Origin of the sequence: Variovorax sp. IB41 (assembly GCF_016405905.1) — a bacterium.
GTDB lineage: Bacteria > Pseudomonadota > Gammaproteobacteria > Burkholderiales > Burkholderiaceae_C > Variovorax.
Genome location: NZ_JAEFCB010000004.1, coordinates 186,520 through 213,005, shown reverse-complemented (window position 1 = coordinate 213,005; position 26,486 = coordinate 186,520). Strand labels below are relative to the sequence as shown.

The 26,486-nt window shown below is 68.1% G+C and carries 25 protein-coding genes; 16 read left to right on the top strand and 9 right to left on the bottom strand.

Annotation, left to right across the window (positions count from 1 at the left end; all coding sequences use genetic code 11):
* Positions 1–29 precede the first annotated feature (29 nt).
* The 4 genes from JC881_RS11275 to JC881_RS11260 all read left to right on the top strand — a co-directional run bounded on the left by JC881_RS11275 (position 30) and on the right by JC881_RS11260 (position 3,723).
* On the top strand, positions 30–1,025 hold the full coding sequence (locus JC881_RS11275; RefSeq protein WP_198785800.1) for a Bug family tripartite tricarboxylate transporter substrate binding protein: 996 nt from the start codon (positions 30–32) through the stop codon (positions 1,023–1,025).
* 3 nt (positions 1,026–1,028) lie between these two features.
* Positions 1,029–2,543 (top strand): class I adenylate-forming enzyme family protein, encoded by a 1,515-nt coding sequence (locus tag JC881_RS11270; protein ID WP_198785799.1) that lies wholly within the window; start codon positions 1,029–1,031, stop codon positions 2,541–2,543.
* Positions 2,544–2,675: 132 nt separating this feature from the next.
* Positions 2,676–2,855: a DUF3606 domain-containing protein gene (locus tag JC881_RS11265; RefSeq protein ID WP_042578428.1), complete on the top strand. Its 180-nt coding sequence runs from the start codon at positions 2,676–2,678 to the stop codon at positions 2,853–2,855.
* Between the two features lie 178 nt (positions 2,856–3,033).
* A complete protein-coding gene (locus JC881_RS11260) occupies positions 3,034–3,723 on the top strand; it encodes a hypothetical protein (RefSeq protein WP_198785798.1) in 690 nt (229 codons plus the stop codon).
* On the opposite strand, the gene JC881_RS11255 is transcribed toward JC881_RS11260, so the two are convergent.
* Positions 3,669–4,928, bottom strand: coding sequence for a DNA topoisomerase IB (locus JC881_RS11255; RefSeq protein WP_198785797.1), 1,260 nt, complete (start codon positions 4,926–4,928; stop codon positions 3,669–3,671). The two genes, JC881_RS11260 and JC881_RS11255, sit on opposite strands and share 55 nt — an antisense overlap.
* A 111-nt stretch (positions 4,929–5,039) precedes the next feature.
* Between JC881_RS11255 and JC881_RS11250 the strand changes: the two genes are divergently transcribed.
* Positions 5,040–6,086 carry a purine-nucleoside phosphorylase gene (locus JC881_RS11250; protein ID WP_198785796.1) on the top strand — a complete coding sequence of 349 codons (1,047 nt, stop codon included), beginning with the start codon at positions 5,040–5,042 and terminating at the stop codon, positions 6,084–6,086.
* A gap of 6 nt (positions 6,087–6,092) precedes the next feature.
* On the opposite strand, the gene JC881_RS11245 is transcribed toward JC881_RS11250, so the two are convergent.
* The 3 genes from JC881_RS11245 to JC881_RS11235 all read right to left on the bottom strand — a co-directional run bounded on the left by JC881_RS11245 (position 6,093) and on the right by JC881_RS11235 (position 8,717).
* Complete coding sequence (locus JC881_RS11245; protein ID WP_233101708.1) at positions 6,093–6,785, bottom strand: TIGR02117 family protein; 693 nt, start codon at positions 6,783–6,785, stop codon at positions 6,093–6,095.
* A 4-nt stretch (positions 6,786–6,789) separates the two neighbouring features.
* Positions 6,790–7,983, bottom strand: a complete 1,194-nt coding sequence (locus JC881_RS11240) for a Y-family DNA polymerase (RefSeq protein ID WP_233101724.1) — start codon at positions 7,981–7,983, stop codon at positions 6,790–6,792.
* Positions 7,984–8,099: 116 nt separating this feature from the next.
* Complete coding sequence (locus JC881_RS11235; protein ID WP_233101707.1) at positions 8,100–8,717, bottom strand: YiiX family permuted papain-like enzyme; 618 nt, start codon at positions 8,715–8,717, stop codon at positions 8,100–8,102.
* 61 nt (positions 8,718–8,778) lie between these two features.
* Here JC881_RS11235 and JC881_RS11230 point away from each other — a divergent pair, with 61 nt between their 5' ends.
* Positions 8,779–9,342 (top strand): putative glycolipid-binding domain-containing protein, encoded by a 564-nt coding sequence (locus tag JC881_RS11230; RefSeq protein WP_198785793.1) that lies wholly within the window; start codon positions 8,779–8,781, stop codon positions 9,340–9,342.
* A gap of 3 nt (positions 9,343–9,345) precedes the next feature.
* Here the strand turns inward: JC881_RS11230 and JC881_RS11225 are convergent, their stop codons facing one another.
* Positions 9,346–10,353, bottom strand: a complete 1,008-nt coding sequence (locus JC881_RS11225; protein ID WP_198785792.1) for a Bug family tripartite tricarboxylate transporter substrate binding protein — start codon at positions 10,351–10,353, stop codon at positions 9,346–9,348.
* Positions 10,350–11,279, bottom strand: coding sequence for a LysR substrate-binding domain-containing protein (locus JC881_RS11220; RefSeq protein WP_198785791.1), 930 nt, complete (start codon positions 11,277–11,279; stop codon positions 10,350–10,352). The genes JC881_RS11225 and JC881_RS11220 overlap by 4 nt, the downstream gene beginning before the upstream one ends.
* A gap of 144 nt (positions 11,280–11,423) precedes the next feature.
* On the opposite strand from JC881_RS11220, the gene JC881_RS11215 reads away from it, so the two are divergent.
* Genes JC881_RS11215 through JC881_RS11205 form a run of 3 tightly spaced genes read left to right on the top strand, consistent with a single transcriptional unit; the run spans position 11,424 to position 16,603 of the window.
* Positions 11,424–14,216, top strand: a complete 2,793-nt coding sequence (locus JC881_RS11215) for a tannase/feruloyl esterase family alpha/beta hydrolase (protein ID WP_198785790.1) — start codon at positions 11,424–11,426, stop codon at positions 14,214–14,216.
* Complete coding sequence (locus JC881_RS11210) at positions 14,213–15,583, top strand: alpha/beta hydrolase family protein (RefSeq protein ID WP_198785789.1); 1,371 nt, start codon at positions 14,213–14,215, stop codon at positions 15,581–15,583. Before JC881_RS11215 ends, JC881_RS11210 begins: the two co-directional genes overlap by 4 nt.
* A gap of 30 nt (positions 15,584–15,613) precedes the next feature.
* Complete coding sequence (locus JC881_RS11205; protein ID WP_198785788.1) at positions 15,614–16,603, top strand: tripartite tricarboxylate transporter substrate-binding protein; 990 nt, start codon at positions 15,614–15,616, stop codon at positions 16,601–16,603.
* Here JC881_RS11205 and JC881_RS11200 read toward each other — a convergent pair.
* The gene (locus JC881_RS11200; RefSeq protein WP_198785787.1) at positions 16,591–17,382 is read right to left on the bottom strand and encodes an IclR family transcriptional regulator; all 792 of its coding nucleotides are present in this window, start codon (positions 17,380–17,382) and stop codon (positions 16,591–16,593) included. The two genes, JC881_RS11205 and JC881_RS11200, sit on opposite strands and share 13 nt — an antisense overlap.
* Before the next feature lie 188 nt (positions 17,383–17,570).
* On the opposite strand from JC881_RS11200, the gene JC881_RS11195 reads away from it, so the two are divergent.
* Genes JC881_RS11195 through JC881_RS11165 form a run of 7 tightly spaced genes read left to right on the top strand, consistent with a single transcriptional unit; the run spans position 17,571 to position 24,576 of the window.
* Entirely contained in the window at positions 17,571–18,452 is an 882-nt protein-coding gene (locus JC881_RS11195; RefSeq protein ID WP_198785786.1) for an amidohydrolase family protein, read from the top strand.
* Positions 18,453–18,487: 35 nt separating this feature from the next.
* On the top strand, positions 18,488–19,999 hold the full coding sequence (locus tag JC881_RS11190; RefSeq protein WP_198785785.1) for a sugar ABC transporter ATP-binding protein: 1,512 nt from the start codon (positions 18,488–18,490) through the stop codon (positions 19,997–19,999).
* Complete coding sequence (locus JC881_RS11185; RefSeq protein WP_198785784.1) at positions 19,996–21,063, top strand: ABC transporter permease; 1,068 nt, start codon at positions 19,996–19,998, stop codon at positions 21,061–21,063. The genes JC881_RS11190 and JC881_RS11185 overlap by 4 nt, the downstream gene beginning before the upstream one ends.
* 53 nt (positions 21,064–21,116) lie before the next feature.
* Positions 21,117–22,070 carry an ABC transporter substrate-binding protein gene (locus tag JC881_RS11180; RefSeq protein ID WP_198785783.1) on the top strand — a complete coding sequence of 318 codons (954 nt, stop codon included), beginning with the start codon at positions 21,117–21,119 and terminating at the stop codon, positions 22,068–22,070.
* A 36-nt stretch (positions 22,071–22,106) separates the two neighbouring features.
* Positions 22,107–23,387 carry an L-fuconate dehydratase gene (locus JC881_RS11175; RefSeq protein WP_198785782.1) on the top strand — a complete coding sequence of 427 codons (1,281 nt, stop codon included), beginning with the start codon at positions 22,107–22,109 and terminating at the stop codon, positions 23,385–23,387.
* Between the two features lie 29 nt (positions 23,388–23,416).
* Positions 23,417–24,196 (top strand): SDR family oxidoreductase, encoded by a 780-nt coding sequence (locus JC881_RS11170; RefSeq protein WP_198785781.1) that lies wholly within the window; start codon positions 23,417–23,419, stop codon positions 24,194–24,196.
* Between the two features lie 50 nt (positions 24,197–24,246).
* Entirely contained in the window at positions 24,247–24,576 is a 330-nt protein-coding gene (locus JC881_RS11165) for an L-rhamnose mutarotase (RefSeq protein WP_198785780.1), read from the top strand.
* A gap of 49 nt (positions 24,577–24,625) precedes the next feature.
* On the opposite strand, the gene JC881_RS11160 is transcribed toward JC881_RS11165, so the two are convergent.
* Both JC881_RS11160 and JC881_RS11155 read right to left on the bottom strand, forming a co-directional pair.
* Positions 24,626–25,504, bottom strand: a complete 879-nt coding sequence (locus JC881_RS11160) for a hypothetical protein (protein ID WP_198785909.1) — start codon at positions 25,502–25,504, stop codon at positions 24,626–24,628.
* A 261-nt stretch (positions 25,505–25,765) separates the two neighbouring features.
* Entirely contained in the window at positions 25,766–26,425 is a 660-nt protein-coding gene (locus tag JC881_RS11155) for an O-methyltransferase (protein WP_198785779.1), read from the bottom strand.
* Between the last annotated feature and the right edge of the window lie 61 nt (positions 26,426–26,486).

Here is a 26,486-nt window from a genome sequence, read left to right as displayed (position 1 = left end):
GAAGAAGTAAACAACAGGAGACAACGCTCATGGAATCCCTCGACCTCTCCCGGCGCCACGCCGTGGCCGCGCTGGCGGGCAGCGCATTGCTGTCCATGCTGCCCGCGCGCGTCTTTGCGCAACAACAACAGCAGCCGCTGCCATCGCTCATCAAGCTCGTCGTCGGCTACTCCGCGGGCGGGCCGGTCGATGGCGCCGCGCGCCTGCTCGCACCGGCGCTGGGCCAGGAGCTCGGCACGCAGGTGATCGTGGACAACCGCCCTGGCGCCGCCGGCTCGCTCGGCGGCAACGCGGTCGCCAAGGCGCCGCCCGATGGCGCCATGCTGTTCTTCGGCGCGAGCCCGACCATCACCATCAACCCGAACGTGCAGCGCAGCATGCCGTTCGACCCGATGAAAGACCTCGCGCCCATCGCGCCGCTGGTGGACTACACCAACGTGCTCGTGGTCAACAAGGACCTGCCGGTGCGCAACGTGGCCGAGCTGCTGGCCTATGCGAAGGCCAAGCCCGGCAAGCTCTTCTACGGCTCGGCGGGCGTGGGCGCTTCCAACCACCTGAGCGGCGCGCTGCTGGAGAAGATGGCCGGCGTGCAGCTCACGCACGTGCCCTACAAGGGCAGCGCGCCCGCGCTCGCCGACGTGATGGCGGGCACGGTGCCGATGATGTTCGACATCATCGCGACCTCGCGGCCCTTCATCCAGTCGGGGCGGCTGCGCGCGCTGGCCGTCACCTCGCGCCAGCGCAACCGCATGCTGCCGGACGTGCCGACGATGATCGAGTCGGGCGTGGCCGACTACGACGTGGGCGGCTGGTTCGGCCTCTACGGGCCGGCGCGCATGGACCCTGCGCTGGTCGCGCGCATCAACGCCGCCGCGCACAGGATGCTCGCGCGCGAAGACATCGCGAACCGGCTGCGGGAGCAAGGCTACGACGTGTGGTCGGGCGGCGCCGAGGTGCTCGCGACCAAGGGGCAGTCGGACCGCAAGCTCTGGGCGACCGCGTCCAAGGGCATCGAGGCGGAGTAGCCGATGCAGCACCGCATTCACGACCTGCTGCATGAGCGCGCCGTCCGCACGCCGGAAGCCGTCTTCCTTTTCGAGCCTGGCGGCACCACCACCTATGCGGCGCTGCAAGCCATGGCCGACACGGCCACGCAAGACCTGCTGGACGCCGGCGTGCGCCCGACCGACCGCGTGGTGCTGGTCGCCGAGAACTGCGCCGCGCACATCGCGCTGCTGATGGCGTGCAGCCGCGTCGGCGCGTGGTCGTGCGGCGTGAATGCGCGCATGTCGCCGGGCGAGATCGCGGCCGTCGTCGAGCGTGCGGATGCGCGCCTGTGCTGCTTCACGACCGGCGCGTCGGTGGCCGCGCGGCTGCACGCGGAGCGCGCAACATCGGTCACGTCAGCAACGGCCAGGCTGCCGGGCGTCATGTACTCCGCCGTGCGCGCAGAAGCGCGACCCGAGCCCGATGCGGCACTCGCCGATACGGCCGCGATCATCTTCACGTCGGGCACTTCGGGCACGCCCAAGGGCGTGATGGTGTCGCACCGCGGCCTGCTGCATTTCGGGCGCGTGTCGGCGGCCGTGCGTTCGCTCGACGCGCGCGACCGGGTCTACGCGTTCTTGCCGATGACGCACATCTTCGGCATCGGCACGGTGCTGATGGCCGCGCTCACCGGTGGCGCGTCGCTGGTGCTGCGCGGCAGCTTCTCGCCGGCAGACATGCTGCAGGCGTTGGCGCACGAGGAGGTGTCGAACCTGCTCGGGCCGCCGACGATGTATGCGCGGCTGCTCGCGCACATCGAGGCCGAGCGCGCGGTGCCGCGCTTTCCGAGGCTGCGCTATGTGTACACCGGCTCCGCACCGCTCGACCTCGGGCTCAAGCAGCGCGTGGAGCGCCTGTTCGGCCAGCCGCTGCACTACGGCTACGGCCTCTCGGAGTACGCGGGCTCGGTGTTTCTCACGCGCACCGAGGCGCCGCGCGACGACACCGCTGCAGGTCATGCGGTCGAGGGCGGCGAAGCGCGCATCGTGGGCATCGACGGCCAGGATGTGCCGGCGGGTGACACCGGCGAAATCTGGCTGCGTGGCCCCGGCCTGATGCTCGGCTACTTCCGCGACGCGGCCGCCACCGCGCAGGTGCTGCGCCCCGGCGGCTGGTATGCCACCGGCGACCTCGGGCGCTTCGGCGACGACGGCGCGCTGTTCGTGGTCGGGCGGCTGAAGGAAATGATCATCCGCTCGGGCTTCAACGTGTACCCGGCGGAAATCGAGGCGGTGATCGGCCGCTTCGAGGGCGTGCACCTATGCGCGGTGGTCGGCGTGCCGGAGGCCGATGGCAATGAGCAGGTCGTCGCCTTTGCCGAGCTGAAACCTGGCGCATCGCTCGACGAGGCCGCGCTGCGCGCGCACCTGGCCGAGCACCTCTCGCCCTACAAGCGACCGGCGCGCATCGAGGTGATCGACGCGATGCCCATCACCGCCAACGGCAAGCTGCTCAAGCGGGAACTGCAGGCGCGGGCCCGGGCGTCCTCGTCCTGAATCCGCGGGGCATCGCCAGCCCAACCTCTAACCCGTTCCTCGGACTTATCCTGCACGCGGGTGCGCTGCCGTCCGCCAGCGCATCGCCCGCGCACGCCGCATCGTGGTGGCCTTCAACAAGGAATCCACACCATGGCCGATGACCTGAGCAAGCGCGGACCGCAGGATGCAGCCCGCATCAACGTCAATGAATCCCACGAAGTGCGCTACTGGACGCAGACGCTGGGTGTGACCGAGGCGCAGTTGCGCTCGGCCGTCGCCGCCGCCGGCGTCGAGGTGAAGGACATCCGCACCTACCTCGGGAAACCCTGAGCCCCCGGGCCTTGGGTTCCTGGACGGAGGCATCGAGGGCGTAGGCACGCTCCTACACCTGGCCGGTGAGGCGGGCACGATACTTGTTGCCCTCTCCCCGTTTCAGGAAATTTCCCGTGACCGTGTCCCCCGCCGCCCCCCGCCGCACGGGCCGCACCCCGACCTGGGCTGCAGCGCAATGAAATCGTCGCCCGGAGCGCGCAGCTGGATCGCTGCCGGCGTGCGCCACGAACTGCTCACCCGCGCCTTGCCCGCCCTGCGCCACGACATGGCGGCGCCCGTCTCGGTGGTGCGCATGGCGCTCCTGATGCTCAAGCGCCAGGTGGCCGCCACCCCCATCGATGCCGCCGCCTGCGAAGAGCGCGTGGCCCTCATCGACAACCAGGTGTCGGAACTGGTGCAAGCCATCCGGTCGTTGCGCGACTGGGAACTGGCCACCACCGACGACGGCATCACCCGCAGTGCGCTGGTGGCGCAGTGCGTGAACCTGATGCGCTCGGCCTTCGACCTGCATGGCGTGATGCTCGATGCCGACCCTTCGCTCGATGTGCCGCTCGATGCGCAAGAGGGCGAGCCGCGCCGGCCCGCAGGGGCCGCGTTGCGCTACCTCTTCCTGGGCGTCCTGGGCTATCTGCACGACGGCGCGGCCGAGGCCGGCGCGATCCGGGTCGAGGCCGACGGCCCCGACGGGCTACGCTTCATCGCCTTGCCACGCGAAGCCGGCGCGGTGAACCCCGTGCTCGATGCGCACCGCGCGCCGCGCGCGCTGGCCATCGACGCGATCGCGCTGCAGAACCTCGCCGAGGACATGGGCTACGCCATCGCGGTGGACGGCGACAGCGTGCGTTTCTCGCTCGCGACCGGCTGAGGCTTGCGCCGCCCGCCGGCGCCAGGTTTGCCGGCGCGCCGTTCACGCACCTGCGCCTGCCGGTGCGTCCGCAAGAACGCCAGCAGCCGCCGCTCCGCCGCATACAGCCCGCGCGAAGGCCTGGCCGTGTCGCGCCCGGCGATCTTCTCGAACAACGCGGTGGCCGCGTCCTCGTCGTCGTTCGCGAGCGCGCTGCCCAGCGCCAGCACGGCCGGGTGCACATAGGCCTTCTTGCAGACCGCAGGCGTGTTGCCCAGTTGCTTGGCCACCGCCGCGAGGATGTCCTTGGCGCTGTAGCGGCTGCCGTCCGCGGCGACGCGGCCCGGCTCGCAGGCCAGGCGCGTGAGCTCCAGCGCCTGCACCGTGCCGTGCCAGGTGCGGAAGTCCTTGGCGGTGAAGCGGTCGCCCTGCGAGGCTTCGGCAATTCCTGCGGCCTCGGCGATGTAGTCGTTGACGTCGGTGGACGAGACGCCGCGCAGCTCGCCGTCTTCGTCCGCGTACTGGAAGAGTGCCTGCCCCGGCAACTGCTGGCACTGGCGCACCACCTTCGCCACGCGCGGGTCTTCGAGCTTCGCCTCGTGCATCACGCCGCTCTTGCCCTTGAAGTGCAGCCGCAGCGCCGTGCCCTGCACGGCCGCATGGCGGTCGCGCAGCGTGGTGAGTCCGAAGGAGCCGTTGGTGCTCGCGTACTCCTCGTTGCCCACGCGCAGCAGCGTGGTGTCCAGGAGGCGCACGAGCGCGGCGAGCACCTGGCTGCGCCCGGGCACCTTCTGGCCTTTCACCGGCTGCAGGTCGCGCGCGACGCGGGCGCGGATGCGCGGCAGCGCGAGCGCGAAGGCTTCGAGCCGCTCGAACTTGGTCTCGTCCTTCATCACGCGCCAGTCGGCGTGGTAGCGGTATTGCTTGCGGCCGCGCGCGTCGATGCCGGTGGCCTGCAGGTGGCCGTTGGGCAGGGGGCAGATCCACACCTGCGTGTAGGCCGGCGGAATGGCCAGCATGCGGATGCGGGAGATCTCGTCCACGTCGCGCAGCCACCGGCCCTTGGCGTCGCGGTAGCGGAAGCGCTCGCCGTGCTTCAGGCGCTGGATGCCGGGCATGTCGGGAGTGACGTAGACCAGGCCGTTCGCGATGGGCGTGGGCTTGGAGGGCGCCTTGGCAGGCGGTTTGACGATCGGCTTGGAGGTGGGCGAGGTGGAGGCCGGCATGAGGTTTGCGTCTGGAGATGCATCCGCTTGTGCCAGCACCGACAATCGCCCGGTGTAGGACGCCGCAAGCTGTTGGTGCCTCTCTTCCACTTATCTCCGCCCGCAAAAATCATGCTTCCTCGTTGGACCTCCCTCTGCGCCCGCTGGTCGGCGCTGTGTGCCGCGGCGCTGCTCGCCACGGCCTGTGCCTCCACCTCGCCTGCGCCAAATGCACCGGCTGCATCGGCCGCGCCCGTCAAGGTCAAGGTGTTCGTCGCCGCCATGTTCGAGATCGGGCAGAACACCGGCGACCGCGCCGGCGAGTTCCAGCATTGGTACGAGCGCTACTGGAAGGGCGCCAGGCCCATGGCCGTGCCCGGCGCGCTGCAGCCCGTGTACTGCAACGCCGACGGCGTCTGCGGCGCGGTGCTCGGCATGGGCAAGGTCAACTCGTCGTCGTCGATGCAGGCGATCCTGCTGAATCCGCAGTTCGATTTCTCCGAGGCCTACTACGTGATCTCGGGCGTGGCCGGCACGCCCCCTTCGCGCGGCACCATCGGCGAGGTGAGCTGGGCCACCTGGCTCGTGGACTACGACCTCGGCCACCGCTGGGCACCCGAGGAAAACAAGGCGGGCGAGCCCACCTTCATGCCGCGCAAGGGCTACGAGGACTACCGCCGCTTCAAGCTCAACCCCGACCTCGTCGGCTGGGCCATGAAGCTCTCGGCCGACACGCCGCTGAAGGATTCGGACGCCGCCCGCACATACCGCCTGCGCTACCCCGACGCCGCGGCGCGGCGCGCGCCCTTCGTCGGCACCGGCACCCACATGACCGGCGACACCTTCTTCCACGGCCCGGGCATGTCGAAGCAGGCGCAGTACATCGCCAAGCTCTACGGCGCCGACGACTACGTGATCACCGAAATGGAGGCCGCCGCCATCACCCTCGTGATCAAGCGCACCCACGGCACCGACCGTGTGATGAGCCTGCGGGGCGCGGTCAACTTCGACCAGGGCAACCCGAAGGAAAGCACGCTGCAGCACCTGGACCCGGCGCCGGGCGAGACGGCCGGCGGCTTTGCCGAGACGGTGGAGAACATCGCGCTGGTCGGCACGCGCGTGGTGGATCACATCGTGAAGAACTGGCCGCAGTGGCAGGCGGGCGTGCCGAAGCCTTGAGCGGCCTCAGGGTTGCGTGGGCTGAAGGTGCCAGGTCACGTTGAAGTCGAAGGGCGTCCAGCGGCTCACTGTGACGCCCGCGCTGCGCAGGCCGCGGCCGGTCCAGGTGTTGCAGGTCTCGAAGAGGTTGTAGCCGCCTTCGGCTTCGTAGAAGGCGTCCTGGTTGTCGTAGTGCGCGCCCGCGATCGGCGTCGCGCGACCTGACGGCAGCGCGGCGCGCACGTAGTCCACGAGCTGCGCGTACTGCGCTTGCGAGAGCGGCAGCTTGTAGGCGCCGCGCCGCATCTGGCCCCGCTGCAGGTACGTCACATGCATCAACGCCCGGTTGCCGCCCGCGAGCGCGCCGAACGCGCGCGAGGCCGTCAGGTCGGCCCAGGTGGGCGTGTGCAGATAGAACTCGCGATCGCCCCAGCCGATGGCGATGAACTCGGCATCGGGCGGCACGGCCCTGAAGTCGGCGAGCGGAAAGAGCTGGTGCCAGTCGATGGCGGCCGAGCGGGCCGGGAACACCAGATCGGTGTGCACGCCGTTGCTCAGCACCCAGGCTTCCAAGGCCGGGGCTTCGGCGGGCAGCTTCGGCTTCGCATGGGCCGGCCAGAGCACCAGCGCGCAGGCCACGAGCACATAGAGCCCCACCGCCAGCACGAACCCCAGCAGCGTGAAGGCGAGGCGCAGGAGCCAGCGTTTGATGATCATCATGGTTTCAGAAGAGCGATGCCGTGGTCGAGGCGGGTTCCGCCGAGGCGCGCGACGTGCCCGCAGCGGCCGGTGCCAGCGCCTCGGGGCTGCCGGCCTTCGCCAGCGCCCCCACGCGCACGCCCAGGAGGCGCAGCGGCCGCTCCAGCGGCACGCGCTTCAGGCACTGCCCGCCGACCTGCCGGATGGTCTTGCCGTCGGCGGTGAAGCGGTCGATGGTCTGGTCGCGCGTGGCGATCTTGAAATCGTCGTAGCGCAGCTTGATGCCGATGGTCTTGCCCACATAGCCCTTGCGCTGCAGGTCTTCGGCGACCTTCTCGCACAGGTGCGTGAAGATCGCGCCCAGCTCGGCGCGGTCGCGCACCGCGTGCAGGTCGCGGTCGAACGTGGTCTCGCGGCTCATCGAGACGGGCTCGCTCTCGGTCACCACCGGCCGGTCGTCGCGGCCCCAGGCCACCTCGTGCATCCATGCGCCGGTGGCCTTGCCGAAGTTCTGCACGAGCCAGTCGCGCTCGCGCGCCGCGAGCTGGCCGACGGTCTCGATGCCGAAGCGCTTCAGCTTCTCGTCGGCCTTGGGCCCGATGCCGTTCACCTTGCGGCAGGGCAGGGGCCAGATGCGGCTCTCCAGGTCACCTTCGTAGACCACCGAGATGCCGTTGGGCTTGTTGAATTCGCTCGCCATCTTGGCGATGAGCTTGTTGGGCGCCACGCCGATCGAGCAGGTCAGGCCCGTGGCGTCGAGGATCGATTTCTGGATCAGCCGCGCCAGAGAGCGCCCGCCGTCGCGCTGGCCGCCGGGCACGTCGGTGAAGTCGATGTACACCTCGTCCACGCCGCGGTCTTCCATGAGCGGCGCGATGTCCAGGATCACCTGCTTGAAGGCGCGCGAGAAGCGACGGTATTCGTCGAAATCGACCGGCAGGATCAGCGCCTGCGGGCACAGCTTGGCCGCCTTCATGAGTCCCATGGCCGAGCCGATGCCGAACTGCCGCGCGGGGTAGGTGGCGGTGGTGATGACGCCGCGGCCCGCGTAGTCCTTCAGCCGCGGAAAGGCCTCCACCGGAATGTCGGCCAGCGTGCCGCCCGCGGGCAGGTTGCGGATCGCCTCGTCGACGTTGCGCCGCCCGCCGCCGATCACCATGGGCAGGCCCTTGAGCTGCGGATAGCGCAACAGCTCGACCGACGCGTAGAAGGCGTCCATGTCGAGGTGGGCGATGCGGCGGATCGGGCCTGTCGGGAGGGGCGAGGGGGGCGGGGAACTCACGGAAACGATTGTCTCGCGGCTGGAGGAGTTTCGCCCGCCGAGGGCCGCGGAGGTCAGCGTGTTTCGACGGTCACGAGCAACGGCGAATCGAACATTGCCACGGGTGAGATCACTGGTTCGTCCATCGGCACCCTGTCGCCGTAGCGCTCGCGCATCTTGGCGCGCACGGCCGGGTCGGCGAGGTTGAATTCGCGGATCTTCTGCAGCTCGCCGATGCGCACGCCCAGCGCGCGCTGGTAGAGCTTCCACACGAGTTCGGAGCAGTAGATGCGCCCGTCCGACCACTCGAAGGTCAGGTCGTAGGGCCGGCCTGCGAAGTCCGACGTGCGCGCGTGCAGGCGGGCCACGGCGCCGGGTGTCAGCAGCGTGTCGGCATCGCGCAGGCGCTTGGCCACGTAGTGCCCGCCGTTGCCGCGCGCGGTCCATTGCGCGAGCGGCGTGTAGCGCACGGTCGAGACGGCCTCGAACACGAAGGGCTTGCCGTCCCGCAGCAGCACGATGCCCATGTGGCTGTAGCGCGAGCCCGTGGCACGCTGCACCGCCACGCTCTGGGCCGAGCGCGAGGTGTGGAAGACGATGTCGCCGTCTTTCAGCGCGGCTGCATGCGCGGCGCCGCCTGCCAGCAGGGAGAGGAGAGGGGCGAGCAGCGCCGTGAAAAGGGCCTTCATCATGCGGGGCATTTTGCGCGATGGCGCTTGCGCCCTGCAGCATGCCGGTGCCATCATCCGCGCCATGCAAACCGTCGCCTCCATTCTCTGGCGCAAGCTCGATGCCCCGGGCCACGACGCCTGCCGGCTCGAGCGCAATGCCTCGGCCTGGCAGCTCGACGGCGCCGCGGTGTTCCGCCAGGAGGACGGCCGCATCGCCCAGCTGCACTACCGCGTGCGCTGCGACCTGCACTGGCACACGCAGTGGGGCATGGTGCGCGGCTGGCTCGGCGACGCGGCCGTGGAGCTGTCGATCGCGCGCGATGCGCATGGCCACTGGAAGCTCAACGACGAGGCCGTGCCCGACCTGTCGCATTGCGTGGACCTCGATTTGGGGTTCACGCCCGCCACCAACCTGCTGCAACTGCGGCGGCTCAATCTCTCGGTGGGAGAGTCGGCCGATGCGCCGGCCGCGTGGGTCGATCTCGATGGCGGCGGCGTGCTCAGCGAGCTGATGCAAAGCTACGAGCGGCGCGGCGAGAGCGAGTACGCGTATGTGGCGAAACGCTTCGACTACGAGGCGGTGCTCGGTGTGACCGGGGACGGCTTCGTGAGTGACTATCCGCGGCTTTGGGGCGCTGAAACCTAGTCCCTAGTCGAACTGCGCCCGATCCCCCGCCACCAACGCCCGATTGCGCCGCCGATCCACGGCGATCTCATGCGCGAAGTCCTCGATGCTTCCCCCGGCCGGCAGGTTGTACGCCCCCCGCAGCCGCGCCCTCACCGCATCGCTGCGCAGCACGCGATTGATCTCCGCATTCAGCCGCTGCACCACCGCCGCAGGCGTGCGCGCCGGCGCGAAGATGCCGAAGAGCGAATCGCGGTTCGCGCGCTCGTACCCCAGCTCCGCGAGCGTCGGCACCGCGGGCAGCGCCTCGATGCGCGCGGGCGCGCCCACCGCCAGCGCCTGGAACCGTCCGCCCTCGATGTACTGCAGCTGCTGCGCGGCGACGTTGGTCGAGAGCACCTCGAATTGCCCGCTCAGCGCATCGTTGAGCTGCGGGCCGCCGCCCGCGTAGGGGATGTGCGTGATGTCGGTGCGGCTTTGCATGCGTACCTGCGCGAGCACCAGGTGCCCGATGGTGGCCACGCCCGAGGTGGCCCAGCGCACCGCGCCGGGCTGGCTGCGTGCGCGCGCAATCAGGTCGGCGAAGCCGTGGCCCGTGAAGGCCGGCGTGCCGACCACCAGCACCGGCGTGCGCATCACGCTGGCCACCGGCGCGAAGGCGCGCAGCGGGTCGTAGGGAACGCGCGCGATCAGCGGGTGCAGCGTGAGCGGGCTGATGGCCGAGAAGGCGAGGGTGCAGCCGTCGGGCGTGGCGCGCGCGAGCGCATCCATGCCGATGCTGCCGCCCGCGCCCGCGCGGTTCTCGATGAGCACCGGCACGCCCAGCGCCTGCGAGAGCGGATCGGCCAGCACGCGCGCCATGCCGTCGCTCACGCCGCCCGGCGGATAGACCACGATCAGGCGCACGGGGCGGTTCGGCCAGGGCGATGACGTCGTGGCGGCGCGCAGCCATTGCGGCATGCCGCACGCAGCAGCCAGCAGGGCGCCGGTGCTGCGCACGAAATGGCGACGGCGCAGCCAGACGTTGCTCATGACCCCGGGTTCTCGCTCGCGTGCCTGCGCAGCAGCGCGGCGAAGTGCTGCGCGGGCAGGTTGTCTTCTTCCAGGCGCGACACCAGCGTGAGCGGTGCGTCGAGCTGGCCGCCGTCGGCCAGGCGCGCGTAGGCGATGGCATGCGCGTGCACACCGGTCATCGAGGCCGGCACCACCGACAGCCCCACGCCCGCGGCCACGAGATTCAGGTTGGTCATCATGCGGTCCACCTCGGCCACCACGCGCGGGCGCAGGCCCTTGGCGTGGCACAGCGCCAGCAGCTCGGCATAGAGGCCCGGCGCGCCCGGACGGCGCACGAGGATGATGCCTTCCTCGCACAGCCGCGCGAGCGGCAGCGGGCGCGAGGCCTTTTCCATGTTCTTTCGCGCGAGGGCAAAGGGGTGGTCGCTCGGCATCGCGACCAGCACCGGCTCGCGCAGCAGCGTCTCGAACAGCAGGCCCTCGGGCCGCGCGACCGGCACGCGCAGCAAGCCGCAGTGCAGGCGGCCGGCGGCCAGCGCCTCGGTCAGCTCGGCCGCGTTGTTCTCGCGCAGTTGCAGCTCCACGCCGGGGTGCTCGCGGCGAAAGGCGCGCAGCGCCTCGGGCACGAAGCGGTGCGCCGCGGCCGAGCTGGTGAAGCCGACCGCCAGCGTGCCGACCTCGCCGTTGGCCACGCGCGCCATGCGCTGCTTCATGGCCTCCATGTCCTGCAGCATGCGCAGCGCTTCGACCTGGAACAGGCGCCCCGCATCGGTGAGCGCCACGCCGCGCGGATGGCGGCGAAACAGCAGCACGCCCAGCTCGCGTTCGAGCGCCTTGATCGTCTGGCTCAGCGGCGGCTGCTGGATGCCCAGCTGCTCGGCGGCGCGCGTCATGTGGCCGGTCTCGGCGACGGCCACGAAGTACCGCAGCGGTCTTATCTCCACGCTAGCTCCACGTTGACTCCATATTTTTTTCGTATCGGATGTGTACTTTTATTTTATTTGACCCAAGGTCACTCGTACACCTATCGTCCGGCCGCCCATTCAAAAAAGAGCGGCCCACCGAGGCCGCATGCCGGAGACAAGACCATGCGCCCACCGCGCCCCCGCCCGATTCTTTCGATGATCGACGCCGCCCGTCGCGCCCGCCGTTCGCTCGGCCCCGCGCTCGGCCCCGCGATCGGCATTTCGCTGGTTTCCCTGGTCCTGGCCGCCTGCGGAGGCGGCGGGGGAGGCGGCGGCGGTGCCGGCTTCTTCCCCATCGTGCCGAACAACCCGCCCTCGAGCGGCGGACAGCCCGACACCGATCCGCCCGGCAACCCGCCCGAGAATCCGCCGCCGGTGGTGCCCGTGGTCGCCTGCGCGGACCTCGCGGGCAAGAGCCTGCCCGCTTCGCTCATCAGCCTGCCCACGGGCGGCGCGACCGTCGTCAGCGCCACGCCCGTGGCCGCGACCGACGCGGGCAACCAGCTGGGCGACTACTGCCGCGTGCGCGGCACCATCCAGCCGGTGGACCCGGCGTCGCAGCTCATCAACTTCGCGGTCAACCTGCCCGAGAAGTGGAACCAGAAGACGATCCACTTCGGCGGCGGCGGCTTCGACGGCGTCTTGATCGACGGCACCGAGGTCATCCGCTTCGGCCCCGCCGGCAAGCCCGCGCCGCTCGCGCTCGGCTATGCCACCTACGGCGACGACTCGGGCCACCAGTCGAGCAGCATCACCGACGGCAAGTTCGCGGCCAACGACGAGCAGCTGGCCAACTACGGCGGCCTGTCGCTCAAGAAGACGCGCGACGTGGCGCAGGCGCTGGTGCTCGCGCGCTATGCCGTCAAGCCCAAACACGCCTACTTCCTCGGCACCTCGACCGGGGGGCGCGACGCGCTCAGCTACATCCAGCGCTGGCCGCTGGACTACGACGGTGTGATCGCCAACGAGCCGGCGCTCAACTACACCGGTACGCGGTTGTCGAACGTGGCGGTGGGGCGTGCGCTCTACAACAACGGCGGCGCGGGCTGGATGAACGTGGCCAAGACGCTGCTGGTGCAGAAGGCCGCGATGCAGGCCTGCGACAAGCTGGACGGCGCGGCCGACAACATCGTGAGCAACGTGGAAAGCTGCCGGCTGCTGAACACGCAGATCCTCGCCTCGCTGCGCTGCTCCGGCGGCGCGGACACGGGCAACACGTGCCTCTCGGACGCGCAGCTGGCCACCGTGCGCACCATCGAATCGCCGCTCGACTTCACGACCTACTCGCTCGGCAATGGCGTCAAGCGCGCGGGCGGCTACAACATCCTGGAAGGCGCGCTCGTCGCCGGCCCGTACACCACGCGCGACCTCGGCACGCGTCCGGTGCCGGCCAACCCGGCCACCTCGGCCGACGCCAACATGTACGTCACCGGCGACCAGTGGGTGAAGTTCTTCGTCACGCGCATCGCGGGCTTCGACTCGCTGACCTTCGACCCGCTGGACCCGGGCAGCTATGCCGCGCGGGTGACCGAGGTCTCCAACCTCACCGATGCGACCAACCCGAACCTTGCGCCCTTCTTCGCGCACGGCGGCCGGCTCATCATGCTGCACGGCCTGGCCGACGAGGTGATCAGCCCGAACTCGACCATCGACTACTACAAGCAACTCATCGCCACGGTCGGCCAGGCAACGGTCGACCAGAACGTGCGCTTCTACACCGTGCCCGGCATGGGTCACGGCACCGGCAGCTTCATTCCCAACTGGGACTCGCTCGCCGCGCTCGAAGGCTGGGTCGAGGGCGGCCTCGCGCCCGCCACCGGCGTGGCGGTGGATGCGGTGGCTGGCAGCTACGGCCGCACGCGTCCGCTGTGCCTGTTCCCGTCGTGGCCCAAGTACCGCGGCGCCGGCAGCCTGGACGCGGCCGTCAACTACAGCTGCGTGACCGAGGTCGGCGACCCGCTGGCTTGCCCCAACCTGCCCGCAACCGCCACCACCTACAAGGGCGGCAACAGCTTCGGCGAAGAACTGCGCGTGCAGATCGATCCGGCCACCATGGCCTACACGGTGACCATCGATGCCAGCCTGCAGCGCACCGCCGGCACGGTGCGCACCGGCTCGCTGGTGGCGCAGGGCAGTTGCAGCTACACGAGCAACGAGAGCGGCGCGGTCTTCAGCTTCGCGCCCGGCGGCGTGCTGCTGGGCGGCGTGAACCCGCCGAGCGGCGGCGGCTTCTCGCCCCTGGTGGCGTTCCAGAACACCTTCGAGAACACGGCCTCGCCCGCAGTCTTCAATCCGGTGGCGAACATCTTCAACACGGTGGGCGTGCAGCAGGGCACCGGCACCGCCTCGGCCTACGCCGGCGCGGTGCGCCTTCGCAACGCGGGCACCTTCCAGTACTGCCGCAGCGCGGCGGGCAGCGCCGGCAGCTTCATGATCTACGACGCCAACTGCACCGAGACCGAGAAGGGCTACATCACCTACAACACCACGCATGGCGCCTTCGACGTGCGCACCACCGCGCCGACCGGCGGCGCCGTCACCACCGGCGGCACGCTCAGCGGCTCGATGGTGATCGGGCTGGTCAATGGCACCGCGGTGCCGCTGCACCTGGTGCGCGATGCGGCCGCCACCGCGGGCCTGCGCATCTTCGGCCTGCAGCAAAGCCTGATGGCGGGCGCGGCCGACGGCAGCTACGCCATGGCCAGCGTGAAGGGCGAGAGCCGCGAGGCGACGGTCGCGGGCAGCAACTTCAACCTCGGCGGCGCTGCGGCATCATTGGGCTACGACACGCCGGTGCCCGGCGTGGTGCAGGCCGACGCGGGCCGGCCGGGCAATTTCATCTTCAACAGCGGCGTCCTGGGCTTCGTCACCACCGATGGAACGAACGCGGCGCTGGAACTCGGAGTACGCCATTGAAAAAACAACTGTCGCAACTTGCCGCCTTCGCACTGCTCGGCACGGCCCCGCTGCTGTCCGCGCACGCGGCCCCGGCAACTGCACCCAAGCCCGCCACCTGCCCGTCCCCCGTCCCCGAAGCCGCGCGCTGCTACACCGGTGAAGACGGCACCGGCGCGCTCTACTGGATCGCCATCCCGAAGGACTGGACGAAGGACGCGAACCGCGTGCTCGTGATGCACGCCCACGGCGGCCCCGAGACCGGCCCGCCCAAGCTCGAGCGCAGCGAGGAAGACTTGAAGCGCTGGGCCGTCACCGTGAAGGCCGGCTACGCCTGGGCCGGCTCCACCTACCGGCGCGGCGGCTACGGCGTGACGATGGCGGCCGAAGACACCGAGCGCCTGCGCCAGATCTTCGTGCGCCACTTCGGCCAGCCCAAGCGCACGCTGCTGCACGGGCAGAGCTACGGCGCGGGCGTGGCGGCGAAGGCGGCCGAACTCTATGCGCCGCTGGGTGACGCAGCAATGGCGAAGAGTCCTTACGACGGCCTGCTGCTCACGAGCGGCGTGCTCGGCGGCGGCAACAGCGCCTACGACTTCCGGCTCGACCTGCGCGTGGTCTACCAGTACGTCTGCCGCAACCATCCGCGTCCCGACGAGCCGCAGTACCCGCTGTGGATGGGCCTGCCGATCGCGTCGAAACTCACCCGCGCCGAACTCGCCGCGCGCGTGAAGGAATGCACCGGCGTCGGCATGCCCGCCGCGCAGCGCACGCCCGAGCAGGCGGCGCGCCTGAAGACCATCCTCTCTGTCGTGAAGATCCAGGAGCGCTCGCTCGTCGGCCACCTGAACTGGGCGACGTGGCTCTTCCAGGACCTGGTGCAGAAGCGCCTGAACGGCCGCAACCCCTTCGGCAACATCGGCGTGGTCTACAGCGGCTCGGCCGACGACGCGGCGCTCAACGCGGGCGTTGTGCGCTATGCCGCCGACCCGCAGGCCAAGGGCGCGCTCGCGGCCGACAGCCAGCCGACGGGCCGCACCTCGCTGCCCACGGTGGGGCTGCATGCCATCGACGATCCGACCGCGTTCGTGGAGCTCGAGAACGCCTACCGCCGCATCCGCGACGCAGCCGGCACCGGCGGCAACCTGGTGCAGAGCTTCAGCGCCGAGCGCGAGCACAGTTATCTCAGCGATTCGGAATACCCCGCGCTCTTCGGCGCGCTGATGGACTGGATCGACAAGGGCGAGAAGCCCACGCCCCAGAGCCTGGCGCAACGCTGCGCATCGCTCGCGCCGCGCTACGACACCGACGGCAAGAACGGCTGCCACATCAAGCCCGAGTGGCAACCGCCCACGCTGGAGAGCCGCGTGCCTTCGCGCGCACCCTGATTTTTCTTTTTGACCTTGACGGAGACTTCCATGAAAAAAATGTTCGCCCTCGCGGCGGTTGCGCTGGCCACCCTGGGCCTGACCATTGGCGCCCACGCGCAGGACTTCCCCGCGGGCAAGCCCGTGACCATCGTCGTGCCCTTCGCCGCGGGCGGCCCGACCGACCGCGTGGCGCGCGACCTGGCCGAAGCGCTGCGCAAGCCCCTGGGCGGCGCGAGCGTCATCATAGACAACGTGCCCGGCGCGGGCAGCTCGATCGGCGCGGCCAAGGTGGCGCGCGCCAACCCCGATGGCTACACGCTGCTCTTGAACCACATCGCGATGGCGACCGTGCCGACGCTGGTGCGCAACGTGCCGTTCAAGGTCGAGAGCGATTTCGAGTACCTGGGCATCGTCAACGACGTGCCGATGACGCTGATCTCCAAGCCGAGCCTTCCGGCCAACAACTACAAGGAACTGACGGCCTGGATCGCGGCCAACAAGGGCAAGATCAACATCGGCAACGCGGGCGTGGGCTCGGCCTCGCACCTGTGCGGTCTCCTGTTCCAGAGCGCGACCAAGACCGAGATGACGCCCGTGCCCTACAAGGGCACGGCACCGGCCATCACCGACCTGATCGGCGGCCAGATCGACTTGCTGTGCGACCAGAGCACCAACACCTCGCCGCAGATCGAGGCCAAGAAGGTCAAGGCCTATGCCGTGACCACGCCCCACCGCCTGACCACGCCGCTCCTGAAGGACCTGCCCACGCTCGACGAAGCGGGCCTGAAGAATTTCGAGGTCACGATCTGGCACGGCCTGTATGCGCCCAAGGGCACGCCCGCGCCGGTGCTCAAGAAGCTCAACGATGCGCTGAAGGTGGCGTTGAAAGACCCGGACTTCATCAAGCGCGAAGAGCTGCTGGGCGCCGTGGTCGCGACCGATGGCCGCATCGAGCCCGCGGGCCACAAGAAGTTCGTGATCGGCGAGATCGCGAAGTGGACGCCCGTCATCAAGGCGGCCGGCGTCTACGCCGATTGAGCGGCGTTCGCCAACAGCGACAGATCGCGCGCAGCCTGCAGCATCAGCTCGCGCGCGCGGTCCAGCGACGGAATCGCGTGGCGGTCGATGCGCCGGATGTACGGCGTGGTGAGCACCGCCAGCGCATGGCCGTACGGCCCGAGGATCGGGCACGAGATGTCGATCACGCCGAAGTACTGCAGGCTCTCGCGCTGCCGATAGCCTGTGGCGCGCACGGCCTCGAGCATGTGCTCGAGTTCGTCGGGCGGTATCAGCACCTCGCCGTCGAGCGCGACGTGTTCGGCCAGCATCTGCTTGCGCCGCGCGTCCGACTCGCAGGCCAGCAGCACCTGGCCTGAGCCGGTGTCCAGCAGGTTCACGCGCGTGCCCGGCCGCACCGTCATGCTGATGGCCGAGGGATTGTTGACCTGCGCCACGATCTGCACGTTGCCCCGGTCGTACACGCCCAGGTGGCAGGCCTGCTCGGCCTCCTTCGCATAGCGGTCCATCACCGGCAGCGCCTGCGCCACCAGCCGGTGCGTGGGCGGGTAGCGGTGGGCCAGGTCGAACATCTTCAGGCTCATGCTGTAGCGGTCGCCCGCGGGCGAGCGCAGCACGTAGCGCCGCGCCACCAGCCGCTCGAGCATGCGGTAGATCTCGCTCGGGCCGCGGTCCAGCGCCTTGACGATCTCGCCGCGCGTCAGGCCGTCGGGCTGGTCGGCCAGCAGTTCGAGGATGTCCAGTCCCTTGTCCAGGGCGGGGGCGCGATAGCGTTCGGGGTCGTCGGTGGGCTTGTCCAAGATGGCGGACTTCAGGGGTTTGTTCACAGATGAATTTCACCAGCAGCATTGGCCTTTGGCAAGTTTTCGTCTTACGGGTAAGCCCCGACCCTGAGCTCTTGACGATGAAAGTTCGTATGTAAATACTCTGTTCGTATATGGACTGAAGGGGCAAGGCGTCCGCGCAGCACCGCGGCCGGCGTCAAGTCATGACACAGCGCATCGACTCGCATCAGCATTTCTGGCGACCCGCGCGCGGCGACTATGCGTGGCTGCGCGCCGATGTGTCGGCGCTGGCGCCGCTCATGCGCAACTTTCTTCCCGAGCATCTCGCGCCTCTGCTGCAAGCGCACGGCGTGGCGCGGACGGTGCTGGTGCAGGCCGCCGGGTCGGAGGCCGAGACCGACTTCATGCTCGAGCTGGCCAGCGCGCACAAGGCGATCGGCGGCGTGGTCGGCTGGGTCGACCTGAGCCGCCGCGATGCCGCGGCCTCGCTGGAGCGCATGGCACGCCACCCCAAGTTCAAGGGCGTGCGGCCGATGCTGCAGGACTTGCCCGACGACGACTGGATCGCGCACGCGCCGCACCCCGATGCGATCCGCGCGATGGTGCGCCTGGGCCTGCGCTTCGACGCGCTGGTGAAGCCGCGCCAGCTGCCCGCGCTGCTGCGCTTCGTCAAGGCGTGGCCGCAACTGCCCGTGGTGATCGACCATGCAGCGAAGCCCGCGGTGGGCGACGCGGAAGACGGCGAGGCCTTCGCCGCATGGCGCCGCCACATGACCGAGCTGGCCGCGCTGCCGCAGGTCTGCTGCAAGTTCTCGGGCCTCTGGACCGAAGCGCCGCCCGCGATGCACGGCGATGTCGATGCACTGGTGCGCGCCATCCGCCCGGTCTGGGGCGTGCTGCTGCGCTGCTTCGGCCCCGGCCGCCTGATGTGGGGCAGCGACTGGCCCGTGCTCACGCTGGCCGGCGACTACGCGGGCTGGATCGCGGCGAGCGAGGCGCTCATCGGCAGCCTGCCGCCGCACGGGCAGGCGCAGGTCTGGCGCCGCACCGCGCAGCACTTCTACGGCATCTCGTCCACGGACTGAAGAACGAACGCACGAACGCACGAACGCACGAACTCATGCAACCCATCGTCACCATCCGCGACCTCTGCAAATCCTTTGCCGGCGTGCGTGCCCTCGACAAGGCGCAGTTCGACCTGCTGCCCGGCGAGGTGCATGCGCTCATGGGCGAGAACGGCGCGGGCAAGTCCACGCTCATGAAGGTGCTGGCCGGCGTCTACGGCAAGGATTCGGGCGAGGTGCGCATCGACGGCCAGCCCGTGGACATCGCGAGCCCGCGCGCCGCGCAGGCGCTGGGCATCGGCATCATCCATCAGGAGCTCAACCTGATGAACCACCTGAGCGCCGCGCAGAACATCTTCATCGGCCGCGAGCCGCGCGGGCGCCTGGGTCTTTTCATCGACGAGGAGGCGATGCGCGTGGAGGCCGAGCGCATCTTCGCGCGCATGAACCTCAGGCTCGATCCGCACACGCCGGTGGGCGAACTCACGGTGGCCAGGCAGCAGATGGTGGAGATCGCCAAGGCGCTCTCGTTCGACTCGCGCGTGCTCATCATGGACGAGCCCACCGCCGCGCTCAACAACGAGGAGGTGGCCGACCTGTTCCGCATCATCGGTCAGCTCAAGTCGCAGGGCGTGGCCATCGTCTACATCTCGCACAAGATGGACGAGTTGAAGCGCATTGCCGACCGCGTGACCGTGATGCGCGACGGCCAGTACATCGCCACGGTGCCGATGGCCGAGACGCCGATGGACACGCTCATCGCCATGATGGTCGGGCGCCAGCTCACCGAGGTGGCGAACGATTTCCCCGACACCTCGGGCAACGAGATCGTGCTGGAGGCCCGCGGCATCACGCGCGGCGCGATGGTGCGCGATGCGAGCTTCGTCTTGCGCCGGGGCGAGATCCTGGGCTTCGCGGGGCTCATGGGCGCGGGCCGCACCGAACTCGCGCGCGCGGTGTTCGGCGCCGACCGCGTCGATGCGGGCGAGGTCTTCGTGCGCGGCAGGAAGGTGTCGATCCGGTCGCCCGAGGACGCGGTGTCGCACGGCATCGGCTACCTCTCCGAAGACCGCAAGCACTTCGGCCTGGCGACCGGCATGGACGTGGAAACCAACATCGCGCTGCCGAGCATGAAGAAGTTCCTGTCGATGGGCATCTTCATCGACCAGGCGGCCATCGAGGCGGCGGGCGAGCGCTATGTGAAGCAGCTCAACATCAAGACGCCCTCGGTGCGCCAGCAGGTGCGGCTGCTCTCGGGCGGCAACCAGCAGAAGATCGTGATCGCCAAGTGGCTGCTGCGCGACTGCAGCGTGCTCTTCTTCGACGAGCCCACGCGCGGCATCGACGTGGGCGCCAAGGCCGAGATCTACCGCCTCCTGAACGAGCTGGCCTCCGAGGGCAAGGCCATCGTGATCATCTCTTCGGAGCTGCCCGAGATATTGCGCGTGAGCCACCGCGTGCTGGTGATGTGCGAAGGCCGCATCACCGGTGAGCTCGCGGGGCGCGACGCCTCGCAGGAAAAGATCATGCAGCTCGCCACCCGGCGCGAAGCTGCAGCCACCGCATGACGACTGGAGACAACCCCTTGACCATCCCCGCCGCTACCACCGCTACCACCGCCGCGACCACTGCAGATACGCCCGGCTTCTCGCTGAAGGCGCGGCTCTTTCGCCCCGCCACGCGGCAAAAGCTCCTGGCCTTCGCGAGCCTCATCGCGCTGATGGTGTTCTTCAGCTTCGCCTCGCCGCAGTTCCTGCAGACCGACAACCTCGTGAGCATCCTGCAATCGACCGCGGTGAACGGCGTGCTGGCCATCGCCTGCACCTTCGTCATCATCACCGCGGGCATCGATCTTTCGGTGGGCACGCTCATGACCTTCTGCGCCGTCATGGCCGGCGTGGTGCTCACCTACATGGGCATGCCGCTCGCGCTGGGCATCGCGGCGGCGATCTTCTTCGGCGCGCTGGCCGGGTTCGTCTCGGGCGTGCTGATCGCCAAGCTCAAGATCCCGCCCTTCATCGCGACGCTGGGGATGATGATGCTGCTCAAAGGCCTGTCGCTGGTGATCTCGGGCACCAAGCCGATCTACTTCAACGACACGCCGGACTTTCCGGCGATCTCGCAGGACTCGCTGATCGGCTACTTCATTCCGTCGCTGCCGATTCCGAACGCGGTGCTGATCCTGTTCGTGGTCGCCGTCGTCGCGAGCATCCTGCTCAACAAGACCATCTTCGGCCGCTACACCTTCGCGCTCGGCAGCAACGAGGAGGCGGTGCGCCTGTCGGGCGTGAACACCGATTTCTGGAAGGTCCTGGTCTACACGGTGAGCGGCGGCATCTGCGGAATCGCGGGCCTCCTGATCGCCTCGCGCCTGAACTCCGCGCAGCCGGCGCTGGGGCAGGGCTACGAGCTCGATGCGATCGCGGCGGTGGTCATCGGCGGCACGTCGCTCAGCGGCGGCACCGGCACCATCGTCGGCACGATCATCGGCGCCTTCATCATGAGCGTGCTGACAAACGGGCTGCGCATCCTGTCGGTCGCGCAGGAGTGGCAGACGGTGATCACGGGCGTGATCATCATCCTGGCCGTGTATGCGGACATCCTGCGCCGGCGCGGCAGCAACAAGCACTGACCCGATTTTTCGATTTGCGATTTCCAATTTCTACAACCACAGGAGACCTTTGCATGATTCAACGAAGAGCAGTCACCACCGCGCTGGGCGCGGCCCTCATCGGCCTGGCGGGCTTCGCGCACGCGCAGCAGGCGCAAGAGATCTACATCCCGCTCGTCTCCAAGGGCTTCCAGCACCAGTTCTGGCAGGCCGTGAAATCGGGTGCCGAGCAGGCCGCGAAAGACCTGAAGGTCAAGGTCACCTTCGAGGGCCCCGAGACCGAGGCGATGGTCGACAAGCAGATCGACATGCTCTCGGCCGCGCTCGCCAAGAAGCCGCAGGCCATCGGCTTCGCCGCGCTCGACAGCCAGGCCGCCATTCCGCTCTTGAAGAAGGCGCAGGCCGCGAAGATTCCGGTGGTCGCGTTCGACTCGGGCGTGGACAGCGACATTCCCGTGACCACCACCACGACCGACAACAAGGCCGCCGCCGCGCTGGCCGCCGACAAGATGGCCGAGATGATCGGCAAGTCGGGCGAGGTCGCACTCGTGGTGCACGACCAGACCAGCCGCACCGGCGTGGACCGGCGCGACGGGTTCGTCAACCGCATCAAGTCGACCTACCCGAACATCAAGATCGTGAGCGTGCAGTACGGCGGCGGCGACCAGCTGAAATCGACCGAGATCACCAAGTCGATCCTGCAGGCCTCGCCGAACCTGAAGGGCATCTTCGGCGCCAACGAGGGCTCGGCCATCGGCGTGGTCAACGGCGTCAAGGAGATGAAGCGCAACGGCAAGGTCGTGGTCATCGGCTACGACTCCGGCAAGCAGCAGAAGAACGCGATCATCGACGGCAGCATGGCCGGCGCGATCACGCAGAACCCCGTGGGCATGGGCTACAAGACCGTGGAGATGGCGGTGAAGGCGATCAAGGGCGAGAAGCTGCCCAAGGTTGTGGACACGGGCTTCTTCTGGTACGACAAGACGAACATCGCGGACCCCAAGATCGCGGCCGTTCTGTACGACTGATCCCTCTCTCTCCGTCTCTCTCCGAAGACCCCGTTCATGACCATCGTTCGATCCATGCGCGTACTGGACGTGCGCTTTCCCACTTCGCAGCAACTCGACGGCTCCGACGCGATGAACCCCGACCCGGACTACTCCGCGGCGTACGTCGTGCTGGAGACCGACCGGCCGGGGCTCGAAGGCCATGGCCTGACCTTCACCATCGGCCGCGGCAACGAGATCTGCTGCGCGGCCATCGAGGCGATGCGTCACCTGGTCGTCGGGCTCGACCTGCAGTGGGTAGCCCAGGACATGGGCCGCTTCTGGCGGCACATCACCTCCGACAGCCAGCTGCGCTGGATCGGCCCCGACAAGGGCGCGATCCACCTGGCGACCGGCGCGGTGGTCAATGCGATATGGGACTTGTGGGCCAAGTCCGAAGGCAAGCCGGTGTGGCAACTCGTGGCGGACATGCGCCCCGAGGACCTGGTGCGCTGCATCGACTTTCGCTACATCACCGACTGCATCACGCCCGACGAAGCGCTGGTGCTGCTGCGCGATGCGGCCGTGGGAAAGGCCGAACGCATCGAGACGCTGAAGGCCGAGGGCTATCCCTGCTACACCACGTCGGCCGGCTGGCTCGGCTACTCCGACGAGAAGCTGCGGCGGCTTGCGCAGGAGGCGGTCGATGCGGGCTTCAACCACGTCAAGCTCAAGGTGGGGCGCGACCTGCAGGACGACATCCGCCGGCTCACGGTGGCGCGCGAAGTGCTCGGGCCCGATCGCCATCTGATGATCGATGCCAACCAGGTGTGGGAGGTCGACCAGGCCATCGACTGGGTGAAGCAGTTGGCGTTCGCCAAGCCCTGGTTCATCGAGGAGCCGACGAGCCCCGACGACGTCGAAGGCCATCGCAAGATCCGCGAAGGCATCGCGCCGGCGGTGAAGGTGGCCACGGGCGAGATGTGCCAGAACCGCATCATGTTCAAGCAGTTCATCATGCGCGGCGCCATCGATGTGGTGCAGCTCGATGCGTGCCGCCTCGGCGGCGTGAACGAGATCCTCGCGGTGATGCTGATGGCCGCGAAGTACAAGCTGCCCGTGTGTCCGCACGCGGGCGGGGTGGGGCTGTGCGAGTACGTGCAGCACCTCTCGATGATCGATTACCTCTGCATCTCGGGCACGCGCGAAGGGCGGGTGATCGAGTATGTGGACCACCTGCACGAGCACTTCGTCGAGCCCTGCGTGGTCCGCAATGCGGCGTACATGCCGCCGACGGGCGCGGGCTTCTCGATCACGATGAAGCCCGAGTCGCTCGAGCGTTATCGCTTTCGCGGGTAAGTGAACAACAGGAAGGGCGTCGCGCAGTCATGGACTTGAATCTGAAAGACAAGGTGGTGCTGGTCACCGGTGGCGGCAGCGGCATCGGCGCGGCTATTTCGCTCACGCTCGCGCGCGAAGGGGCGGTGCCGGTGATCTGCGGAAAGAACCCGCTGGACGCGGCGTTCGAGGAAGAACTGCGCGGGCTGCAGCCGCGGGCGCGGTTCCTTCAATTCGAGCTGATGGAAGAGGCGGCTTGCAGCCAGGCGATCGCCAGCGCTGTCGCGGAGTTCGGGCGCATCGATGGGCTGGTCAACAACGCGGGCGTGAACGACAGCGTGGGCCTCGAAGCGGGGCGCGAGGCTTTCGTCGCGTCGCTGGACCGGAACCTCGTCCACTACTACGTGATGGCGCATTTCTGCCTGCCGCACCTGAAGACAAGCCGCGGGGCCATCGTGAACATGTCGTCGAAGACGGCGCTGACGGGGCAGGGCAACACCAGCGGCTACACCGCGGCCAAGGGCGCGCAGCTGTCGCTGACGCGCGAGTGGGCTGCGTCGTTGCTGGAAGAGGGCGTGCGCGTCAACGCGGTGATTCCCGCCGAGGTGATGACGCCGCTGTACCAGCGCTGGATCTCCGCCTTCGACGAGCCCGACCGCAAGCTCGCGACCATCACCGAGAAGATTCCCCTGGGGCGCCGGATGACCACGTCGCAGGAGATTGCGAACACCGTGGTGTTTCTGCTGTCGGACACGGCGTCTTCGCACACGACGGGGCAGTGGGTGTTCGTGGATGGCGGGTATACGCATCTGGACCGGGCGTTGACCTGAGCGCTCGCTTTTTCATTTTTTCTCTCACCGACCAACGGATCGAACGAACCATGCGCCACTGCCTTGCCCTCGACCTGAAAGACGATGCGGCGCTGATCGCGCAATACGAAGCGCATCACCGCAACATCTGGCCCGAGGTGCGCGCGCATCTGCATGCGCATGGCGTGACGGGGATGGAGATCTACTGGCTCGGCACGCGGATGGTGATGGTGATGGAGACGGACGATGCGCGGTATGACGCGGAGGCGATGGCAAGTGCTACGCGCAGCGATCCGAAGATTCGCGAGTGGGAAGAACTGATGTGGAAGTTTCAGGCGCCTACGCCCTGGACGCCTGAAGGGGAGAAGTGGATCGCCATGGATCGGATCTTCGCGCTGTAACGAAAAACGGACCCCAAAGGGTCCGTTGTTCTAAAGACTGTTCAACGCCTTACTTGGGCGCATAGGTCATCTTCGTCACGAGCCAGGACGATTTCGTATCGCCGCCCTTGAGCAGTTGGCCTTGGTAAGGGCCTTCTGCCGCCAGCCAGAACTCCCGGGTGGCGTCCGTCGAGATCACCGAAGCACCGACCGTGATCTTCAGCGAGAGCTTGCAGGTGTCGAACGTGCCCAGCGCCGTTGTCAGTTTCTCGCGGCCGACATAGGTCAATTCGCCGGTTGCCGCGAAGGAGGTTGCCGGATCGCTGCGGCCATCGACGACCTTGGTCTTGGTGACCGTCGATTTCTGGCTCGCGACCTGACCGGGCTTCATGTCCACCGGGAACGTAAACGGCGGCTCATACGCCTGCGAAACAAAAATGAGCTTGTCCGTAGGGAAGCCCGGGGGAAGCGTTGCTGCGAAGTCCGGATCGATCGTCTGCGTGTATGTCGTGGACTTGCCGTAAAGCAGGATATTTCCGCCGACCAGATCCTTGTATTCTTTTTTGACGGTGCTCTGCAGGGCCCGCATGATCCTTACGGTGCTCGATTCCACATTGGCTGAAATCGGATTGGCGCCGGCAAACGCTTCCCGTTTTTCGGTCACGCTCTTTCTATGGAAAGGCTCGGCTGCCGCATCCGCTCCGACCTTCGCCGCTTCGAATTCGACCGATGTTCCTTCGCGGAAATCGGCTTCATTGAAGCAGGGAGCCGAGTTGTCCGCCGCGGGCTCCGAGGGCGGCGCGGGTGCTGGTGCGGGCGCAATTGGCAAGATGGGAAATCCGCCTCCCCCTCCGCCGCCACCACCGCCACATGCAGAAATCGCTGCAGCAGCGGCTGCAATGGCGAGAAGCCGCGCGCGCGGCATGTTGTTGAGAACTGTGTTCTTCAAAATTCCTCCTCTTTGATATTGGAGGCCGATTATTGGTTGTAATTTTTTGTTCGCTGATGACAAATTGGTCCCATCAGGATCAGCTTCTGGCTGGCGTGCAATAAGTCACGAAAGCCCACCGAGGTCCCGAGATGCGCTTTCAATAAGTGGCCGGGCCAAGCATTCATTGCGTAGCAATAAGCGTTACTTTTTTGCGCGCAATATCTGAATCGTTAGGTCGGCCGTTTTTATTCGCTGCCGTAATTTCTTATTGGAAGCGCCTTATCCCAACCGCATCGACAACTCCACGTCGTCGGCAAACGGCACGGACAGATATCCGCTATCGGGCGAGCGCACGCGCGCCAGGTACTCCGGGCTGTAGTCCGCGTTGTCCGCCACGATCAGCGCACCCGGCCGCAGACGGGGTTCGATCAGCGCCAGCACATCGTTGTAGAGCGACTTCGCACCATCGAGCAGCAGCAGGTCGATGGACTCGGGAAGATCGACGGCCAGCGTCTTCAGCGCATCGCCTTCGCGAATCTCGACCAGGTCACTCACGCCCCCTTCGGCCAGATGCTCGCGCGCCCTGGCGATCTTCGAAGGCTCGAACTCGCTGCTGATCAGCCGGCCACCGCCGTTGTCGCGCAGCGCCGCGGCCATGTACAGGGTCGAGAGGCCGAAGGAGGTGCCGAACTCCACGATGTGCCGCGCGTTCGTGCTGCGCGCCAGCTGGTACAGCAGCACGCCGGTCTCGCGCGACACCGGCAGCCACAGGTCCTTCAGGCGGCTGTAGAAGTCGAGGTATTCGGTCTTGCTGTGCATCAGCCGTTGGCGCTCCTCCGGGCTGATGCCGGCAACGGCGGGGCTGGTTGCAGCGCCGGCCTCCTGGAACAGGCGGTCCAGCAAAGGGGCGAGGGGGGTAGTTGTCAGGGTCGTCGTCACAGGCTTCTTTCGGTTGAAAAGCAGATGCGAAATAATATGAAGAACCCTTCATGTTTTCCAT

Excerpts from the sequence above, each read along its gene's own strand:
- JC881_RS11275 (WP_198785800.1), top strand. The coding sequence starts at position 30 with ATGGAATCCCTCGACCTCTCCCGGCGCCACGCCGTGGCCGCGCTGGCG.
- JC881_RS11270 (WP_198785799.1), top strand. The coding sequence starts at position 1,029 with ATGCAGCACCGCATTCACGACCTGCTGCATGAGCGCGCCGTCCGCACG.
- JC881_RS11265 (WP_042578428.1), top strand. The coding sequence starts at position 2,676 with ATGGCCGATGACCTGAGCAAGCGCGGACCGCAGGATGCAGCCCGCATC.
- JC881_RS11260 (WP_198785798.1), top strand. The coding sequence starts at position 3,034 with ATGAAATCGTCGCCCGGAGCGCGCAGCTGGATCGCTGCCGGCGTGCGC.
- JC881_RS11255 (WP_198785797.1), bottom strand. The coding sequence starts at position 4,928 with ATGCCGGCCTCCACCTCGCCCACCTCCAAGCCGATCGTCAAACCGCCT.
- JC881_RS11250 (WP_198785796.1), top strand. The coding sequence starts at position 5,040 with ATGCTTCCTCGTTGGACCTCCCTCTGCGCCCGCTGGTCGGCGCTGTGT.
- JC881_RS11245 (WP_233101708.1), bottom strand. The coding sequence starts at position 6,785 with ATGATGATCATCAAACGCTGGCTCCTGCGCCTCGCCTTCACGCTGCTG.
- JC881_RS11240 (WP_233101724.1), bottom strand. The coding sequence starts at position 7,983 with ATGGACGCCTTCTACGCGTCGGTCGAGCTGTTGCGCTATCCGCAGCTC.
- JC881_RS11235 (WP_233101707.1), bottom strand. The coding sequence starts at position 8,717 with ATGATGAAGGCCCTTTTCACGGCGCTGCTCGCCCCTCTCCTCTCCCTG.
- JC881_RS11230 (WP_198785793.1), top strand. The coding sequence starts at position 8,779 with ATGCAAACCGTCGCCTCCATTCTCTGGCGCAAGCTCGATGCCCCGGGC.
- JC881_RS11225 (WP_198785792.1), bottom strand. The coding sequence starts at position 10,353 with ATGAGCAACGTCTGGCTGCGCCGTCGCCATTTCGTGCGCAGCACCGGC.
- JC881_RS11215 (WP_198785790.1), top strand. The coding sequence starts at position 11,424 with ATGCGCCCACCGCGCCCCCGCCCGATTCTTTCGATGATCGACGCCGCC.
- JC881_RS11205 (WP_198785788.1), top strand. The coding sequence starts at position 15,614 with ATGAAAAAAATGTTCGCCCTCGCGGCGGTTGCGCTGGCCACCCTGGGC.
- JC881_RS11195 (WP_198785786.1), top strand. The coding sequence starts at position 17,571 with ATGACACAGCGCATCGACTCGCATCAGCATTTCTGGCGACCCGCGCGC.
- JC881_RS11190 (WP_198785785.1), top strand. The coding sequence starts at position 18,488 with ATGCAACCCATCGTCACCATCCGCGACCTCTGCAAATCCTTTGCCGGC.
- JC881_RS11185 (WP_198785784.1), top strand. The coding sequence starts at position 19,996 with ATGACGACTGGAGACAACCCCTTGACCATCCCCGCCGCTACCACCGCT.
- JC881_RS11180 (WP_198785783.1), top strand. The coding sequence starts at position 21,117 with ATGATTCAACGAAGAGCAGTCACCACCGCGCTGGGCGCGGCCCTCATC.
- JC881_RS11175 (WP_198785782.1), top strand. The coding sequence starts at position 22,107 with ATGACCATCGTTCGATCCATGCGCGTACTGGACGTGCGCTTTCCCACT.
- JC881_RS11170 (WP_198785781.1), top strand. The coding sequence starts at position 23,417 with ATGGACTTGAATCTGAAAGACAAGGTGGTGCTGGTCACCGGTGGCGGC.
- JC881_RS11165 (WP_198785780.1), top strand. The coding sequence starts at position 24,247 with ATGCGCCACTGCCTTGCCCTCGACCTGAAAGACGATGCGGCGCTGATC.